This window comes from Labrys okinawensis (assembly GCF_047345005.1).
GTDB lineage: Bacteria > Pseudomonadota > Alphaproteobacteria > Rhizobiales > Labraceae > Labrys > Labrys okinawensis.
This window is the reverse complement of the sequence record NZ_CP178864.1, coordinates 6,303,489-6,319,646: the sequence shown is the minus strand read 5'-3', so window position 1 is coordinate 6,319,646 and position 16,158 is coordinate 6,303,489. Positions and strand designations below refer to the sequence as shown.

The following is a 16,158-nucleotide window of genomic DNA, read 5'->3' as shown; positions in this document are numbered from 1 at the left end:
TCATCGGCGCGGAATAGAACTGTCATCCCCGGCGGGACCGAAGGTCCCGGGAAGGGGATCCAGGAGTCGACAAGGCGAGACTTTGGCCCCTGGATCCCCTTACCTCGCTTCGCTCTCCGGGTATGACAGTCCGTTTCTGGTTCGATGAGCCAAAAATTTCGAGCCGCAACGAGAGCCGCTGGTATTAACCCATCACTTCGACCCGAATTTGTCGAACGTCCCGCCCCAGCTCAGCGTCAGCGTCTGCTGGCCGTCGTGCCAGTAGTAATTGGCCTGCACGGTCGAGTTCTTGAAGTGCCACAGGTCAGCCGTGAGGCCGATCGGCAGGAACACCTTGCCGATGTCCTCCACGTCATTGATGCCCTTGATGCGGTTCACCTTGCCTTCCAGGCCGGCGAAGCCGTTCTCGGCATCGGGAAATCGCAGCGACAAGTGGTTGACCACTTCCACGACCAGCGCTCCGACGACATTGTCGCCAACCTTCCGGTTGAGCCAGTCGCGGAACTTGGTCTTGAGCAGCAGCTCGTTCGCCAGGTGCCCCCAGAAGGTGGGCGTGATGACGGCGCCATCGGGTGCGGCCACCACGAAGCCGCGCTCGTCGATGTGGACGTTGCACTTCCTCTTGGAGACAGAGGCGTGGAGGGCGGTGAAGGTAAGCCTCTTGCCGGTCTCGCCGAAGCCCAGGGAGATGCGCTTGCTGCCATACTGGGTCTCCGGCAGCAGTGCCGGCCGGGGCTGTGGCGGGGGCCGCCATTGCTCGCGGAACCCCACGCCTTCGGTTGCGCCCAACGACGCCTCCAGAGCCCAGTTGGTGGGATCGTCCCTCATGCCGATCATCGAGGCATTGGCCGAACGGGGCGTGCGCGTGGCGTCGAAGGAGGAGCCGCACTCGCCGGGCTTTGGCAATTCACCGGCGTCGGGCCGTTTCGCCCGCCCGCTCAGCTCGGCTTCGAAATCGGCGGGATCGTTCGCCCAGAAATCGATGCCATCCAGCGTGCTGTGGTACGCGACCAAAGTGCCGTGCTTGATGTGCTTGTGGAGGTCGAGAGGCGGGATCAGGTCCTTGCACCGGGCCAGAATCGCATCGTATGTCCATTGCTGTCGTTCGTCCATGAGATCGGTTTCCAAAGGCCCCATCAGATTGGCGGGGCGACGGTAAGAACAAGGGGCGGAACTGCCCTGCCATGGACCGTCATATGGCCGACTGCTTGTCCCCGACATTCTCCGGGTGTGCGGCTCACCGTTGCAAGATTGATCCCAAAGACCTGCATTGGCAAGGTGCAAATCCGCCCCAGCGGCTGCGCCAATCCGCGCCCCCTGAGGGCGAGGGTTTTCAGGCCTGCAGTTTGGTCCGGCACCTTCGTCGACCGCCTTTGAACGATCGACCCGCCTCAAAGGAAGAGCCGGATCCGTAGCGCCCGAACGCGCCGCGTTTGCCGCGGCGAGGGCGAATTCAGGTCTCGGACAACAGCTCTCGTTTCGGTACGCCGAACCATTGCATGGCGGTGCCCCGGAAGAGCTGGTCTTTTTCCTCCTCCGAAAACCCCGTCAGAATTGCTTCGTAGCCGTCGTAGAGCGGGTCGAAACCGTGTGAAAGCCCCGTCAAGGGCAAATGGCTGCCGAGCATGGTTCGCCCGGGCCCGAATGCTTCCACCACGGCCAGCATCCAAGGCTTCAACTGCTCCGGCCGCCATGACATGCCGAAGATGCACTCGATCGCCGAGATGCTCGCCACGGTGTTGCCGCATCGGGCGATGGCTGTGAGAACGTCCCGCCAGCGCCTGTAGCCCTCGGCCGTCAGGTCGGTCGGCCAGCCCATGACGGCGACCGTGAAGCCGATATCCGGAAACTGCCTGACGACGTCGAGCAAGTCAGGCAATTGCGGGGAGAAGACCTCCAGTCCGCAGCGCAGCCTTCCCCCGCGCAGCTGCTTCAATCCTTCCCGCCACTTGGCATCCGAAAGGAAGTCCGGACGCGTGGCAAAACATCGGAGAGGATTGCTTGCATCCCAACCCAGATGCTGCCGGACGCCGGCAGCGGCCGGCAGGGAACGATAGAACTCGAGCCGTTCGGTCAGGCGTGGGTCGAGGAAGTCGACAAGGCCGACCAGGGCTATGGGAAGCTGCGACGCCGACGCGAGGTGCTGGCCCCATGTCATCTCCTTCTCGGCATCCCGGGATATGAATTCATGCCAGATGATGCCTTCGACATCCCTCGAAGCGCTGTCGCGAAGATAGTCATCGAGGAGATAGGTCCTGGGAAGGGCCGAATAGTCGCCAACAAGGGCCTCAAGGCCGGGTTGCCTCTGTTCGAAAATGGCGAAGGCATTGGCTTGGCTATCATAAAGATGCAAATGCGCATCGATGATCGCCCTCCGCCGAGGCTTTGTATGGTCGGTCATCGAAAGTCACCCTCACGTTGCATCCAGGCGACCGCAGCCGGAGGGTCGGACCGCAACAGTTCCACCAGCGATCGAACCGCTGCCAGGCCTTGTCTTCCAAAGACCTGCTCGATCACCGCAGCCCCGGCATAGGGCCAAGACGGATAGTCGCCGAAATTGATGTAGTCCCAGACTTTTGCGGACAGATCCGGCAGATTGCGCGCCAGATGCACCTGCATCCAGGTGGCGAGCGCCTCGTTCACCGGAATCGCATCTTGCCAGAGCTGCTCGAAGCCAGGTCCTGCCGGCGGGTGCCCGTCCTCCGTTGGGGACGTCGCCGCATAGGCGTGGAAATGTTCATGGACGAGGATGCTGCGCAGAAACAGCCGGGCCAGGTTTGGCGCGGCCCGCTCGGCGTCCACGGCGGCACGGAAGTCATCGAGGGCATCGCTGCAAAGCAGCACCCGAGGCGTGCCGGGCAAGACCAGACTTGAAGGCACCGCCCAACTCCGGGCCTTGTCGAACAAATGCGCGTCCACCTCGCTGGCTCGGGCCGGGGCAAAGATGCCGTAGGTCGGGGCGTCCACGACAACGAGCGTCGAAGATTTGCGATGCTGTGCCGACCCCAACAGGGCTCTTGCTTCGGCCCAGGCGCGCTCCACGGCCTGGGCAAATGCGCCCACCGATCCAACCATGAGGACCTTGGGTGTTTGATCCAGGCCGTAGTTCGGTGCCGCCACGGTGTCGAGATCCCGCGGCACGCCTGTCGGCACGAGCCGCTCCCAGGTCTTTAAATCCAGGGCATATCCCCCGGTGATCGGTTCGGCGCCGATTTCGAGTGCACGCGACTGAAGCACGCGCGCTACTGCGCCAAAATAGGCGTCGGCAAACTCGATGAAGGTTTGCGCCGGGTGCAGACCGGGAAGTCCGGCGGCCAGCAGAGCACCATGGGCCGCGCGCCAGCCGCCTTTGGGCTCGACTTCTCCATGAACAAATCCCAGTCCGAGGGATGGGCCGAATTTGCTCTTCATCAGAAGGCCGTCGCAGAGGGTATCGGCGAGCGTCAGCGACGCATCGAATCCCTCAGGGAGTGCCGGCCGTTCGCCAAAGCGATCCTTGTACGCAGTAAGAACGGGCTCAATGTCGGCCCACAGCAGGCCGAGGCCTTGGCGAAACGCGGCGCGGCTTCCGCTGATTGTCGTGTCATATGAATGGCCGGCAAGCATCAGGCCGAGCGGTTCGAGCCGGTCTCGCCATGCGGGCCAGACGTCATCGAGCCGGTAGCGGCCTATCTGCAATTGGGCGTTTTCGCCGGTATCCTTCAGGGCAGATCCAACGACGCGGGCCGCCGCATCCCGGACATTCGCGCAATCGGCGAGACCGGCAGGGTGGTCCCTCCATGGGGGGAGGAGCCATGAGCCAGGGTCGGATTCACACCAATATCTCAACTGCTCAAAGGCGGTGGCGGGCACAGCGGCATGCTGCGCGGTCGCCGCCGCAGTGGCCTTTGCGATTTCCCAGTCGGCATCCTTCCAAAACCTGCATACATGGAGATCAAGACAAACGACCTGGAGCACTTGGGCCAAGTCATGCAGCTTGTCTTGGCGGGCCTGTTCATACGGTCCGAGATCGACGGTTTCCGTCTTGCGCACCGCCCGGACGGTAAAGCGATCGACCAGCAGGGTCGGTACGGGATAATAGCGAACTCCGAGGGTCTGCTCGATGAAGCGGACGGCAAAGGCGGTATCGGCGGCTATATCGCGATTTGCGGCGGCAGAGGAATCCGGCATGAGCGGCAACACCGTCACCGGAATTGGACTTGCCCCTTCCAAAGGGATGTCGCGGCCGGGAGGGGGCGGCAGGGCATGTGCCGGCGATGCTCCAAGGCCCTTCAGGTCCAGGAATGCGAAATTCAGATGGCTGAGATTGGCGGGCAGTGCCGGCGGAGGCTCTTCCCAGTAGGTGGGACGAATAAAGCCGATGCCTCGACTGCTCTGAACGGCCAAACCATCCATTATTTCGTCCCTGACATTATCCGATACGCTGCTCGCCGGTGACCAGAAGAGCTGAAAGGCATCGGATGCCGCGATCAGCGACTTGATCGTGCTTTGCCATGCTTCTCCGGCCAGCAGTTCGTGCTTGTCCACGATCACATAAATGCCGAGACCCCTGTAGACCTTGGCACATGCTTCCACGACCGGCAGATCGGTCCGGGCATAGGAAGCGAAAACCTTTCGAAAGGCGCTCGCGCTGTTCAGTGCCGGCTGGTTATCCGACGGACGCGGCTCTTTTGGCGCTCGAACCTGGATCGAAACAGGTATGCGGGCGATTGGAAGGCCTTGCACTGCGACTTCCACTTCGCCCACCACAGGTCCTGGGGGCGCATTGGTTGGCCGAATGCGGAACTCGCTCTTGCCGATATCCTCCGACCAGGTTGTGGGGACGAACCTCGGGTTCACGTCGAAGCCAGGGATCCTGGGCGTGAGCACCACATCCGTGCCTCGCGACAGCCGCGTCGAAACAACCGGAGCGCTCAGGACATCGGCTCCCTTGAGCCTGCCGGTGCCGAGTGCCTCGCTGCGCACCTGATCCGTGAGGCTCGCCAGGTGCATGAAGACCAACAACGACGCCCAGGTGTCCTGGGCCAGCTCTCCAGGCGATGCAACGGTGAATCCGACGTCGTCCTCGGCCGGTGCAGGCATGGCCTGTGCCACAGCCTGGTGCAAGCTCTCCAGCGCCGTCTGTGCGGCCGCCCTCTCGGCCGCGAAGTCGTTGCTGACGGATTCGAGCGCCGATCTCATGTCCGGCTCCGAGGTGACGCCCGTCACGCTGCCGCTGGCGCCAACGACGCGCCGTATCAGGTCGATGGCCGCTTCCTCTGTATCGATCAGGATGGCGTCGATCGGAATTCGTGCGCGCTGCAGCTCTGCCGCAGCCTCCGCAGCCTCTGTCGCGTCGGAAAGGCCATCCGAGATCAGCAGGATCCTTGCCAGCAGATCGGCTGGATGTATGTCCAGCCCTGCCTTGGCCGCCCGCAGGGCGGCAGCGATGTCGGTCCCTCCATGTGGCTCGACGCCAGCCAAGGCAGTGCGGATCGCTGCGGTGTCGTTGCTCGCTCCTTCAAAGATGGGTTCTGTGCTGGTCGTGAAGGCGAGGATTGTCACCTGCGTTGCCTGGCCGAGGCTGTCGAGATGAAGCAGAAGCGCTTCCCTCGCGGCGTCGATCTTGGTCTTGGCCTGTGTCGTTCGCTGTCGGCCGCCTGTGGTGACCGTTCCGCCGAAAGGGTCAGCCATCGACCCCGATACATCCAACAGGATCAGCCACATCGCTTCCCGCCCCCGGTCGCGTGATTTGATTGTGGGCAATAGTGTCGGCAAAGCCCTACTCAAGCCAGCGCTTTTTGCACCGGTTTACTGGCATCGTCGTATCGCGATGCGGGTATTATTTGGCCTTTGAGATATAGATCTGCCGTGTGTCAGTGCAAAAGGACGGATGTATGGTCTGAACCTCACCTCAGAGAGGCGACTACGCAAACCGTTTACTTGATCGCAAAGGTCGAGCCTTGCGCCGGGCTCCGGTCATCGCAGGATTGGCGCGGCCCTCACTGGCCCGCGCAGATCGGCGTCGGCCGTGGCGGTCCTGGCGGATGCGCCGCCTTGTATTGGGCGATGATCGGCTCCAGCGTCTGCCTTGGCCAGAAATGCGGCGCTCCGATGGTTCTCAGGCACGAGGCGTTCCAGTAGAGACCCGCGCGTGCAGGCGACTGGCCCGAGGCCACCGCCCGCGCTACGGCGTCGACATCGGCGGCACCGGGATAGATGTACAGCGTCGTCGGATTGCCCTTCACCATAGCAAGGATCTGCTGGATGTTGCCGGGCGACCAGCTGGTGCAGCCGTCGCTGCGCCCGCCGGTGTAATCGACGAGGTTGCCGAACGGCACATAGCCGTTGCTGTCGGCATAGGGGCTGCCCGGCTCCTTGCGCAGGCACACGCCCTTCAGCGCCGCGGCCTCATGGCCGCCGATGGCGCGCTGGCGGGCGTTCGCGGTCTCGCCTTCACCATCGAACTGCAGGAAGGTGCGCATGAATACGGCGTCCTGCTTTCCGGTGGTGCGGTAATAGCCCTTGAAGGAGGTCTTGGTCTCGCCCGTCACATAGGGGCCGCCGGCCGTCAGGTCCGAGTCCAGGGCATTGCCGAAATTCTTGGCGCACGCCCTGCCATTGGCGAAATTCGCGGCACCCGGCAGGTTGCGCCCGCTGCCATGACCTGCCGCGATCACCCGGAACGCATGGGCGGATTCGCAGATGATGTAGAAGCGCCCCGTGCCCGGATCGTTGGGACGGGTGGCGTCCATGGCGAAGTAGCAGGCATTTCTCACCGCCCCGGAGCTCAGCTTCTGCATGTAGAGCGATCGCGCCCGGAGCAGTACCGGCTGAGCGATCTGGCCCGGGCCTTCGCCGACATGGGCGGCCAACCAGCCCGGAATGCTCGACGATTGCGCGGCTGCCTGCGATGGCGGCGTGGCCGATAGTGCGAGGGTGGCAAGGCCGAGGACAGTGGCGATGTTGAGAAGGGCAGATCTTAGCCGCACCGGACCGGTTCTCCTGTCGAAGCGTCCCGTCAATGCCCGCGGCGCCGGCAGCGGGGACAGACGTACGAGGGCCACCGCACGAATCGGCGACGCCTTCATTCTAACCCGGCCCTGTAACGAATCTTGCACGAAGAACGATGAAGCGGAAGCTAATGCGTATGGGGAGCTGCGATAAAAGGAACCCTGGGGCTTCGGCTGGGCGAGATGGGACGCATTAGTGTAAGGCGCGCCTTCGAAGTCCCCTCTCCCCGTAAGGACGGGGCGAGGGGACGCAACCGGCCCGCCACGTCTTCAACCGCCTCATCTCGCCCAGCCGTGCTTAGCCCGCCTGCGTAGACTCAACTACCGCGCCCTCACACCGCCCGTGTCACCCCACCGTCCACCCGGATGTTCTGCCCTGTGATGTAGGACGCCCCCTCCGAAGCAAGGAAGGCGATGGTGGCGGCGATCTCTTCGCTGGTGCCGTAGCGCTTGAGCGGCACCCCCTGGCGGCGCTCCTCCGTGGCGGGCAGGCTGTCGATCCAGCCGGGCAGCACGTTGTTCATGCGGATATTCTCGCCCGCATAGGTGTCGGCGAAGATCTTGGTGAAGGAGGCGAGGCCCGCGCGGAAGACGGCCGAGGTCGGGAACATCGCGCTCGGCTCGAAGACCCAGGCGGTGGAGATGTTGATGATGACCCCTGCCTTCTGCCGCTGCATCACCGGCGTCACCAGCCGGGCCGGCCTGATGACGTTGAGGAGATAGGTGTCGAGGCCGCGATGCCAGTCCTCGTCGGAGATCTCCAGGATAGGCGCCCGCGGGCCGTGGCCGGCGCTGTTGACGAGCACGTCGATCCGGCCCCAGCGCGCGACGGCAAGGTCCACCAGCCGGCCGAGATCCGCGTTCGACTGGTTCGATCCGGTGACGCCGACGCCGCCAAGTTCGCCGGCCAGTGCTTCGCCCTTGCCCGAGGAAGAGAGGATGCCGACCTTGAAGCCGGTCTCCGCAAGCTTGCGCGCTGCCGCCGCACCCATGCCGCTGCCGCCGGCCGTGACAAGTGCTACTTTTTCTACTGCCATGTCTGCCCCGGAATTCGTTGAGGGTGAAGAAACTTGTCGCTGCGGCGCGAGTAAGATCTAGCTATAGCAGCTTGCCGCCGCAATCGCGAACCAGTTCCCGGCATATCATCCAGTAGAAAATCTATCGATGCCAGAAAGTGTCCACCGCCTTCCTTCCCTCAACGGGCTGCGTGTGTTCGAGGTTGCCGCGCGCCAGCTCAACTTCCGCCTCGCGGCGGAGGAGCTCGGCGTCACCCAGGGCGCCGTCGCCCAGCAGGTCCGGGGACTGGAGGCAGAGCTGGGCGTCAAGCTGTTCGAGCGGCTGCCGCGCACCCTGGCGCTGACGGAAGCGGGGCGCACCTATGTCGCCAATATCCGACGCGCCTTCGAGCTCATCACTGAGGCAACCGCGACGCTGCGGCCGGAGCCGCAACATCTTACCATCAGCGTGACGCCTACCTTCGCCTCCCGATGGCTGATCCCGCGCCTGCCGGACTTCACGACCGCCCATCCCGACATCGATCTCAGGATCGTCGCCAATGACCGCATCGCCAATTTCCAGACCGACGCCGTCGATCTCGCCGTTCGCCACGGCCGTCCGCCCTTTGGGCCGGGGCTGAACGCGGAGCTTCTCTTCGAGCACGTCCTCGTTGCCGTCGCCAGCCCGCTCCTGATCGAGAAGCTCGGCCGGCCGGAGGAAGGCGCCAATCTCGGGCGCTATCCCCTCCTGCACGATGCCCATGATCTCTGGCCGTCATTCCTGGAGCAGGCCTTTCCGATGGGCCCGCCGGCGGCGGCCAAGAACATCCGCTTCAATCAGACCTCGCTGGCCATCGAGGCCGCCATCGCCGGCCAGGGCCTGGCTTTGGCAAGCCGGCTCTTCATCGACGACGACCTGGCGGCCGGCCGGCTCGTGCCTCTGTTCGGCAAGGAGCTGCGCGGCGGCTCGGACTTCTACCTGATCTGGCCTCGCAAGCCCCGCCATGCGGCGAGCGTGAGTGAAGTGCGGCAGTGGCTGTCATCCGCGGCGATCCGGGGATAGGTGCTGGCGTGAGTTTAAAGAGGCGCGCCAAACACGGAGTGTCGATCACCGATCGACATCTTTATTTCCAGCAAGCGCATCGTTTCCAAGAAAGAATGTCGATCAGTGATCGACACTCCAGCTGCGCCTTCCGTTCCAAGCCGCCGCCCGAGGGCAGGGTCTTGCTGAGACTCCCTGCTCGGCAACCCCATCACACCCTGGCGCAGAGGAAATTCGAAAAGGTGTGCCAGCCATCGTTGCGCCGCCGGAAATAGCGCGCATTGATCAGCGGGCCGTCCCAGAGCTCGATCTCCCCGAAGCCCAAGGCCGCGATCTTGTCGCGCAGGGCGTCTGGCTCGAAGGCGGACACCATCGGCTCGCCGACACCGGCGACCATGTCGCGCATCATCTGGTTGATGACCTGTTCGATGGGCGTGGTCGGCACCTTCTGGTAATCGAAAGTGATCGAGGTGCCTCGCGGCAGGCTCGCCACGAAGCGGAGCGGCGCCATGATGGCCTCTTCGTTGAGATACATCGTCACGCCCAGCCAGGAGAAGCAGGCCGGTAGGTCGGTGCGAAAGCCTGCCTCGGCCAGCCGCCCGGCGATCGTCTCTGACTCGAAATCCACCGGCAGCAGCGTCACGCCCTCCGGCACGCCGATCCCGGCCTCTTCCAGCCGCTCGCGTTTCCATTGCTGCGTTGCCGGATGATCGATCTCGTAGAGGTGCAGGCCCAGCGCCTCGTGCGGGTTGCGATAGGCGAAGGTATCGAGCCCGGCGCCCAGCACCACATATTGCCGGACCCCGGCCGCGGCGGCACGCGTGAACTCGTCCTCGGTGAGGCGGCTGCGGGCGATCACATGGGCGCGCATGCCGCGCTGCATCGGGTTGTTGTAGCGATGGGGATCCTCGCGCAGTTCCTCGGCCTCCTGCCGGCCGAGAATGCGCAGGGCAAGGGGATCGTCGAAGATCAGCGGGTGGTCCAGCAACTGGTGCACGGCACGCTGCGTGGCGACCTTGAGGGCCGTGCGGCTGGGAACACCAGAGTGGAGGATGTTGTCGGAGGCCATGGCTGCTCTATGAGTTCGTGGATAGGGTGGCGGCTCGAGAACCGGATGCGGCACTTGCTGCATAAGCCGAGGTTCGTGACGCGCTGAATAAAGGCTGCCACCAACAATCGTCAAAGGCATGGACACTCTCTCGATCGCAAGACTTCCAATGAGGAGACACCCCGGCTTGTCCGGCGCCCGGGTGGCGACGAAGATGCCGACCCGGGCTGTCGAGATCCTCTCCGACTGGCAGGTCGCGTGCATGCCGAGCCTGGCCGGCTTTCCGCCCGACCAGGCCGAAGCCCGCGGCTCGTTCGGCGAATACGCTCGGGAATGGGCCGGCGGTTCGTCCTTCCTCAGAAGGCCTTGCGGCTGTCGCTTCTCGGATCGCTGCTGACCTGATGCGTGATGTAAAGATCGGAGCGCGCCAGGCGCCGCCACGGTCGGGCTGGATGACGCGGATTCGTCTTGATGTCCACGACGGCCAGAGAGGGCGCGCCGTCTCTTGAGCATTGCACGGCCCATTGGCCGTCGGGGGACGCTATTCCAGAAGGCGCCGTAACGCTTTGCCGTGCGTGGGCGGAGAAGCTCACCCAATACGAATTGCTTGCGGCGTGTCCCAGCACCTCTGCCGGGAAGGCCGGCACGGGGAAAGGGGACTCGCCGGTGGTGGAGAAGAGAACGCAATCGACATCCAGCTCCTCGTACTCCGTGAAGATTTCCGGATAGTGCGCCTCCATGCCGAGCGCACATCCGAAACGGACCCTGTCGACGTCGAAGGTTATGGGAATCCGCCCCGGGGCATACATGAACGAAATCTTGGTGTTCGAGAGCATGCGTTCGTCATAGCGCGTCGCCAGGGTTCCGCGATCGGAGACGACATAGAGGCTGTTATGGGGCCGGTGCGGTGGGGTCAGCTGATGCACGGAGCCGAATACCGTCCAGAGTTCGAGCTCCCTTGCCAGCTTGCTGGTGGCGTCCAGTTCCTCGCGTAGGATGGCCCATTCGAACCGCTTCCAGTCGGAGGGGCCGATATCTTCGGGACCGGTTTCGGACATGATGCGCTTGTTAGGGGAGCAGGTTGCTCCCTCGGGGAAATGGACGATGCGCGCCCCGGCGTCATGGGCCTCGCGCATCAGGCGCCGTATTTCCATGCCGCTGGCGCGAAGCCCGGAAATATCACGGGGATCGTTGAACAAAGAGGTTTGCGTTACGGCCAGGCGCACCGATCTGGCGTCGGGATGGTCCGGCGGGGACTGGCGAACATGTCTGAGAGCTGCGGTGTAGGACTCGCCCGTCTTGGCGGCGCGAGCGCGTACACGGCGTTTGAGATTTCCGTTTTGCGTCATTGTCAGGCCTTTCACGCCCCGGACGCAAGTTCCCCAGCAACCACGCCCGAAGCGATGGGACCCGGACAGCGACCTGAGACTGAAGTCCCTTTGCCTCCGTTTAAGACCGTGCTGGGGAGGGTCTTGGGAGGTTGGGCGTAGGTCACGCCAACAGGAAAGATGTCGCTGGCGTCTCGATTTGTCAATCGGCCGCAACTGCCTGCGCGATCTCTGCGAGACCAGGGCGAGGTGGCTGCCGGCCCCAACCTAAACCGGAGAAGGCCCGACCCAATACTTCCCCGTAGTCGGCGAAGGATGGGTCGGGCCAAGACGAAAAAGGCCGGTCCCGCGTCATTCGCAGGACCGACCCCGTCATTGAAGGATCTCGCTCAGGCGGCGGCTGCCGTCTTGTTCGATGTCTTGGAGAGGCCGGTCAAAAGCTTGTCGGTGGCCTCTTCCTCGCTGAGGGTTTCTTCGAACAGCCGCGCGACTTCCTTCAGGCCGAGCTCGCCAGCCCATGCCTTGAGGGCGCCATAGCGGGCAATTTCGTAGTGCTCCACGGCCTGGGCAGCGGCAATCAGGCCAGCATCGAGCGCCGAACCGCCCTCGAATTCTTCGCCGACTTCGTCGCCCTCCTTGAGAATGCCCTTGATCGCCTCGCAGGGCACCCCTTCCGGCTTCAGCTTCAAGAACTTGAAGACGGATTCGAGACGGGTAACATGTCCCTCGGTCTGCTTGAGATGGGTTTGAAAGGCCTTCTGCAACGCGGGCTCCTTGGCGGCCTTGGCCATCTTCGGAAGCGCCTTCAGAATGGCGCTCTCGGCAAAATACACGTCCTTCAGGGTGTGCACGAGAAGTCGATCGAGGTTCTTATCAGACATGACAGTCTCCTTTTCCGCTCGGCACAGCCTGGCGGGTTCTTGATTGCATCGAATTGCAGGAGATAGGGAGGTCTCGGCCTATCGAGATTACCGCGATAGACGTCGACGATTTGCGCTGACCTGGCGTTGGAAGACGGTGATGGCGCGGCCAGGCGCAAGAAGGCCTTGTCCGGTCGCAATGTCCTTCAGCATACCGATCTGAGCTACAGCCAGAGCCGCAAGTTTTTCAGATATCATACGTTGCGTTTCAATCTCGGAACGCCTTCCGCCGTAGGCCAGTTTCATGACTCTGAGACTAACGACCTCTTGTGCCTCGACATTTAACTTTATGATCGAGTTGTAATTGTCGAGCCAGGGGCCAAAGAGCGCGTTCACGGGATCTCCGATCTCTTGAGGCTCGGTATTATTTCTTGCCGCCTCGGGCAGTTCAACTGTGCGGAGAGGGAATAGTTCCGCACACTCCCATCCTAAGATGCAGGCCTGTCGGTTGCGTCGTGCCGAAAGCCCGCGACGCCGTGGATACCGAGAAGCGGCAGGCAGGTGGCGGAACTGACCGGCCAGCGTTTTCGAGACCGTGCGGAACTACCTCTATAGCTTTCTGGCCCGGCTGCGCTCAGGTGTCCCGGTCGGCATGCTGCTGAGCGCGTATATCTTCGATCTCCTCGACCGTGGATTTCTCGATGCCAACCAGTTGATTATGTGAATCTCCCGACAAGATCAGATGGTTCAGCTTGGCCTGGATAGCATTCGTATCCCGCTTCTGGGCAACCAGGATTGTCGCAGCTATGACAATGGCGACGACGGAGAGATACATATTGAATAGAAGGGACCAGCTCTCTCCGAACCTTGAGATTATGCCGACCAGGAACCCCAACAAGAGCGTCAGCATAATTCCCAGAAAGCCGAGGGAGGTGGCCAGGGTCGCTGCAAACCATTGAATAAGCGCGTCGATCTGTTTCATTATGGCGATACCCCTTGGAATTGGACTTACCTGCGCATCCCTTTCACCCGGTTCACAATTGGCGGATGCACACGAATGAGATTGAACGCGATGTTCGGCCAAGCTGCCGACAAGGTTTCCAAAGCCACCGGCCACCCTGTCACATTCGTGCTGGGCTGTCTCGTAATCGTAATCCGAAGCGTTTCCGGGCCTATGCTTCACTTTTTAGACGCGGCTGCTGATCTTCAGCACCGCCATCCCTGATCTTGCTGTCGAGGAGGTTCACGCCGGCGCCGTGAATCGCAACCATGACGTCGTTGTCCCGCAGCTCCGCCTCCGGACTTTCACCAAGCCGCAGCGCCCCAAATAAGCGGGGGCGAGACCATGAACTTTCGCCAGGGCGTCTCTCTGAAGACTGCCGTGATATGTCTGGTGTCAAGTCAAGCATTAAGCAAAAAAAGCCCGGCCTTTGCCGGGCTTCTCCGTTCTGGAAACGGCTTAGAAGGTCCGCTTGATGCGGATGCCAGCCTGCCAGACGTTGCCACTAACATCACGCAGGGCGGGGAAAATCGAAGTTGGAACGAAGTATGGAGCATTGTCGGCAGAGACGTGAGTGTAGGACACTTCGCCAGCGACCGTCAGGCCCTTGACAACCGTATAGGTCAGATTACCCGCGATCGTGTACTCCTTGATCTTGAGTTCGGTCGCCGAGTACGCCTTGTCGTAGTTGGTGTCGATATAGCTGCCCACCAGGTTGGCGTTCAGGACAGGCGTGATGTTGCCCCCGAGTTCGCCCACGATCGACCAACCCTTGCCCTCTTCAAAGCCGCGTCCCAGAGGGCCGGCGGCAATTGTCGTCGGGAGGACGTCTGCTGTACCCAGAACCGTAGCGCCGCCGCCAAGATAATCGGTAGCAGCGTTGGCATACTGACCTTCAACGATGAAGTGGCCAGCGTCGATGAAGGGAAGCTTGATCAGAACGGTACCGCCGACCGCGTAGCCATACTTATTCGTATGAGGTCCGGGAATGACGGCCCCCGTGGCGGCGCTAACGGCTTCTCCGTTGCGATTCTGATGTCCTGCCGCCTGCACGGCCAGAGAACCCCAATCAGCATCATAACGAAGCTGACCCACAACATCCGGCACTTGCTGGCCGCCGGGAATGTAACCGTTAATCACCGAGTTCGAGCGATGATCACGGCCGTCCTCGATCGACAGCGTGGCGCTGAAGCCGCCGCCGAACTGGGCGGTGTAGGCGATCAGGTTCACCGTGTTCGATTCAGCGTAGTACGGAGCCCAGATGGTGTCGCCGTACTCGTTATCGTAGAAGCCGAAGAACGAATGGGCGTAACCGGCCGTCAGGCCACCGAACTGGATGAAGGCCTTGTCGATGGAGAAGCTGTTGCCGTTATAGGTATTGCTGCGGCCGCCCTGGCTGATCGGGTGGGAGTCAGCGTTAATCTGGAAGTATGAACGCAGCAGACCCCAATCGGTCTGAGTGCGAGCGTCGAACCAGATGCGAGCCTGGGTGTTGAAGGCGGTGCGGTTGTCGTTGCGGTTGAAGCTGCTCTTGTTGATATATTGGCCAAGCGAGCTGAAGCGGTCGCCACCGAATGCGCGGTAGTCAGCGCGAATTTCGCCGCCGATCTTGAGGCAGGTGTCGCTGCCGGGGATGTAGAAGTAGCCGGGGCCGAAGGTCGAGCAAACCTTTACATACTCAACGGCTTCGCCCTTGGTCATGGGCAGGTCGGCGGCGTGGGCAGCGCCGAGGGCGGCGATACCGGCAGCAGCGCCAAGTAGAAGAGACTTAATCATCATAAGATGACCTCCAAGACTTGTTTTTACTTTGGCCATTGAGGTGGCCGTGTGCGATTTCCCGACCATGCCGGGGTTTAGATCCCGTTAGGAGGATCATTAGCGCACCATGGGGCCTGGAAGTTGCCGAGTGCAACACGCTTTCGTCACTAAATGGCCATTTTGCTACAAGGTGTGGCTGCAAAGACACAAATATAAACGTTGAAATTCTGAGCATACTTTCCAAAATCGCGAACTTTTCTTTAAATATAATTGGTACATATTTCAGTTTTCATAATTATACAATATCGCATATAATGAAACTTTCCTATGAATAGGTAACTCAGTATGCCGTATGTCTCAACTAATTTGATTAAATTGAAATATTTTTATTTATTTGTAACGAATATACCATAGTGGTTAGGCGTTAGTCTTTAAATCTAATAAAAACGTAATACAACCCAAAGTTTTGCACGCAGGGGATGCGTCACATACTTAGTTGTTATCTATAATACGCCGATTTTTTGACCGGTGCGTTGAATGGTAGCAGTATTGACGAGATAAGGATTGCTGCTAGAGTTTCTCCGGGTTTGCGAGGCCCCTGATCTAAAACTGGAAGCCCGGCTGTGCTTGACCTCCCAGCCGGGCTTCTTTTTGAGCCAAATGCTGTTCGGACCATGGCCCGGCCGGAAGTGCCTTACAAGAACGGCCGCTCCTCGCACGGTGTGGGCGCAGTTCAAGAGCGACGCCGAGACCGATCTTTCAAATGCCTGCCTTCAAGTGATCCACTGGTTGCTAAATACCTTTAGCGCCCGTAGCGCCTTGCCTTGCCAGGGTGCAACGCCCGCCGGAATTGTCGGGTTACGGCAACCAATCAACGGAGCCCGCCAAGACACGGAGCCGTTGCTCTACTTTAGAAGACGACAAAAGGCACAAGTGCCCCCGTAGTAAGCACGTCAATGGTCACAAACCACGGAGAATGACGAAGTGCCGAAACTTTGTATGTAATTTCTTAGCTTTAGAAAGCGCTCGATTTAGCTCATCGATCCTCCATAAGCTAAAGAACTAGAGAAGCTACAAGCCTTTACATACATAGTAGTATCCGATATGCCGTCCTTCACCCTTCGCGCACGCTTCC

At 61.3% G+C, this 16,158-nt stretch carries 14 protein-coding genes; 3 read left to right on the top strand and 11 right to left on the bottom strand.

What is annotated here, in order from left to right; all coding sequences use genetic code 11:
• Nucleotides 1-192: 192 nt before the first annotated feature.
• The 5 genes from ACMDCR_RS29325 to ACMDCR_RS29305 form a co-directional block, all read right to left on the bottom strand.
• A complete protein-coding gene (locus tag ACMDCR_RS29325; protein WP_413989985.1) occupies nt 193-1,113 on the bottom strand; it encodes a hypothetical protein in 921 nt (306 codons plus the stop codon).
• A gap of 340 nt (nt 1,114-1,453) precedes the next feature.
• Nucleotides 1,454-2,401: an amidohydrolase family protein gene (locus tag ACMDCR_RS29320; protein ID WP_413989984.1), complete on the bottom strand. Its 948-nt coding sequence runs from the start codon at nt 2,399-2,401 to the stop codon at nt 1,454-1,456.
• Nucleotides 2,398-5,673, bottom strand: a complete 3,276-nt coding sequence (locus tag ACMDCR_RS29315) for a TIR domain-containing protein (RefSeq protein WP_413989983.1) — start codon at nt 5,671-5,673, stop codon at nt 2,398-2,400. The genes ACMDCR_RS29320 and ACMDCR_RS29315 overlap by 4 nt, the downstream gene beginning before the upstream one ends.
• A 308-nt stretch (nt 5,674-5,981) precedes the next feature.
• Nucleotides 5,982-6,971 carry a hypothetical protein gene (locus ACMDCR_RS29310; protein ID WP_413993761.1) on the bottom strand — a complete coding sequence of 330 codons (990 nt, stop codon included), beginning with the start codon at nt 6,969-6,971 and terminating at the stop codon, nt 5,982-5,984.
• Between the two features lie 353 nt (nt 6,972-7,324).
• Nucleotides 7,325-8,029: an SDR family oxidoreductase gene (locus ACMDCR_RS29305; protein WP_413989982.1), complete on the bottom strand. Its 705-nt coding sequence runs from the start codon at nt 8,027-8,029 to the stop codon at nt 7,325-7,327.
• Between the two features lie 127 nt (nt 8,030-8,156).
• On the opposite strand from ACMDCR_RS29305, the gene ACMDCR_RS29300 reads away from it, so the two are divergent.
• A complete protein-coding gene (locus ACMDCR_RS29300) occupies nt 8,157-9,050 on the top strand; it encodes a LysR substrate-binding domain-containing protein (protein WP_413989981.1) in 894 nt (297 codons plus the stop codon).
• 190 nt (nt 9,051-9,240) lie between these two features.
• Here the strand turns inward: ACMDCR_RS29300 and ACMDCR_RS29295 are convergent, their stop codons facing one another.
• Nucleotides 9,241-10,098, bottom strand: a complete 858-nt coding sequence (locus tag ACMDCR_RS29295) for a class I SAM-dependent methyltransferase (RefSeq protein WP_413989980.1) — start codon at nt 10,096-10,098, stop codon at nt 9,241-9,243.
• A 166-nt stretch (nt 10,099-10,264) separates the two neighbouring features.
• On the opposite strand from ACMDCR_RS29295, the gene ACMDCR_RS29290 reads away from it, so the two are divergent.
• Complete coding sequence (locus tag ACMDCR_RS29290; protein ID WP_413989979.1) at nt 10,265-10,474, top strand: hypothetical protein; 210 nt, start codon at nt 10,265-10,267, stop codon at nt 10,472-10,474.
• Here the strand turns inward: ACMDCR_RS29290 and ACMDCR_RS29285 are convergent.
• The 4 genes from ACMDCR_RS29285 to ACMDCR_RS29270 all read right to left on the bottom strand — a co-directional run bounded on the left by ACMDCR_RS29285 (nt 10,434) and on the right by ACMDCR_RS29270 (nt 13,247).
• Nucleotides 10,434-11,426: a carbon-nitrogen hydrolase family protein gene (locus ACMDCR_RS29285; protein WP_413989978.1), complete on the bottom strand. Its 993-nt coding sequence runs from the start codon at nt 11,424-11,426 to the stop codon at nt 10,434-10,436. The genes ACMDCR_RS29290 and ACMDCR_RS29285 overlap by 41 nt on opposite strands.
• A 368-nt stretch (nt 11,427-11,794) precedes the next feature.
• Nucleotides 11,795-12,286 carry a ferritin-like domain-containing protein gene (locus ACMDCR_RS29280; RefSeq protein WP_413989977.1) on the bottom strand — a complete coding sequence of 164 codons (492 nt, stop codon included), beginning with the start codon at nt 12,284-12,286 and terminating at the stop codon, nt 11,795-11,797.
• An 87-nt stretch (nt 12,287-12,373) separates the two neighbouring features.
• Nucleotides 12,374-12,661, bottom strand: a complete 288-nt coding sequence (locus ACMDCR_RS29275) for a hypothetical protein (protein WP_413989976.1) — start codon at nt 12,659-12,661, stop codon at nt 12,374-12,376.
• A gap of 238 nt (nt 12,662-12,899) precedes the next feature.
• The gene (locus ACMDCR_RS29270; RefSeq protein WP_413989975.1) at nt 12,900-13,247 is read right to left on the bottom strand and encodes a low affinity iron permease family protein; all 348 of its coding nucleotides are present in this window, start codon (nt 13,245-13,247) and stop codon (nt 12,900-12,902) included.
• Nucleotides 13,248-13,322: 75 nt separating this feature from the next.
• Here ACMDCR_RS29270 and ACMDCR_RS29265 point away from each other — a divergent pair, with 75 nt between their 5' ends.
• Nucleotides 13,323-13,490 carry a low affinity iron permease family protein gene (locus ACMDCR_RS29265; RefSeq protein ID WP_413989974.1) on the top strand — a complete coding sequence of 56 codons (168 nt, stop codon included), beginning with the start codon at nt 13,323-13,325 and terminating at the stop codon, nt 13,488-13,490.
• Nucleotides 13,491-13,724: 234 nt separating this feature from the next.
• On the opposite strand, the gene ACMDCR_RS29260 is transcribed toward ACMDCR_RS29265, so the two are convergent.
• Nucleotides 13,725-15,044 carry a porin gene (locus ACMDCR_RS29260; RefSeq protein ID WP_413989973.1) on the bottom strand — a complete coding sequence of 440 codons (1,320 nt, stop codon included), beginning with the start codon at nt 15,042-15,044 and terminating at the stop codon, nt 13,725-13,727.
• Nucleotides 15,045-16,158 lie beyond the last annotated feature (1,114 nt).

What these genes read in the sequence shown, in the direction of transcription:
- ACMDCR_RS29325 (WP_413989985.1), bottom strand. Translation starts at nt 1,113, where the DNA reads ATGGACGAACGACAGCAATGGACATACGATGCGATTCTGGCCCGGTGC.
- ACMDCR_RS29260 (WP_413989973.1), bottom strand. Translation starts at nt 15,044, where the DNA reads ATGATGATTAAGTCTCTTCTACTTGGCGCTGCTGCCGGTATCGCCGCC.
- ACMDCR_RS29285 (WP_413989978.1), bottom strand. Translation starts at nt 11,426, where the DNA reads ATGACGCAAAACGGAAATCTCAAACGCCGTGTACGCGCTCGCGCCGCC.
- ACMDCR_RS29305 (WP_413989982.1), bottom strand. Translation starts at nt 8,029, where the DNA reads ATGGCAGTAGAAAAAGTAGCACTTGTCACGGCCGGCGGCAGCGGCATG.
- ACMDCR_RS29295 (WP_413989980.1), bottom strand. Translation starts at nt 10,098, where the DNA reads ATGGCCTCCGACAACATCCTCCACTCTGGTGTTCCCAGCCGCACGGCC.
- ACMDCR_RS29270 (WP_413989975.1), bottom strand. Translation starts at nt 13,247, where the DNA reads ATGAAACAGATCGACGCGCTTATTCAATGGTTTGCAGCGACCCTGGCC.
- ACMDCR_RS29315 (WP_413989983.1), bottom strand. Translation starts at nt 5,673, where the DNA reads ATGGCTGACCCTTTCGGCGGAACGGTCACCACAGGCGGCCGACAGCGA.
- ACMDCR_RS29320 (WP_413989984.1), bottom strand. Translation starts at nt 2,401, where the DNA reads ATGACCGACCATACAAAGCCTCGGCGGAGGGCGATCATCGATGCGCAT.
- ACMDCR_RS29300 (WP_413989981.1), top strand. Translation starts at nt 8,157, where the DNA reads ATGCCAGAAAGTGTCCACCGCCTTCCTTCCCTCAACGGGCTGCGTGTG.
- ACMDCR_RS29280 (WP_413989977.1), bottom strand. Translation starts at nt 12,286, where the DNA reads ATGTCTGATAAGAACCTCGATCGACTTCTCGTGCACACCCTGAAGGAC.
- ACMDCR_RS29265 (WP_413989974.1), top strand. Translation starts at nt 13,323, where the DNA reads ATGAGATTGAACGCGATGTTCGGCCAAGCTGCCGACAAGGTTTCCAAA.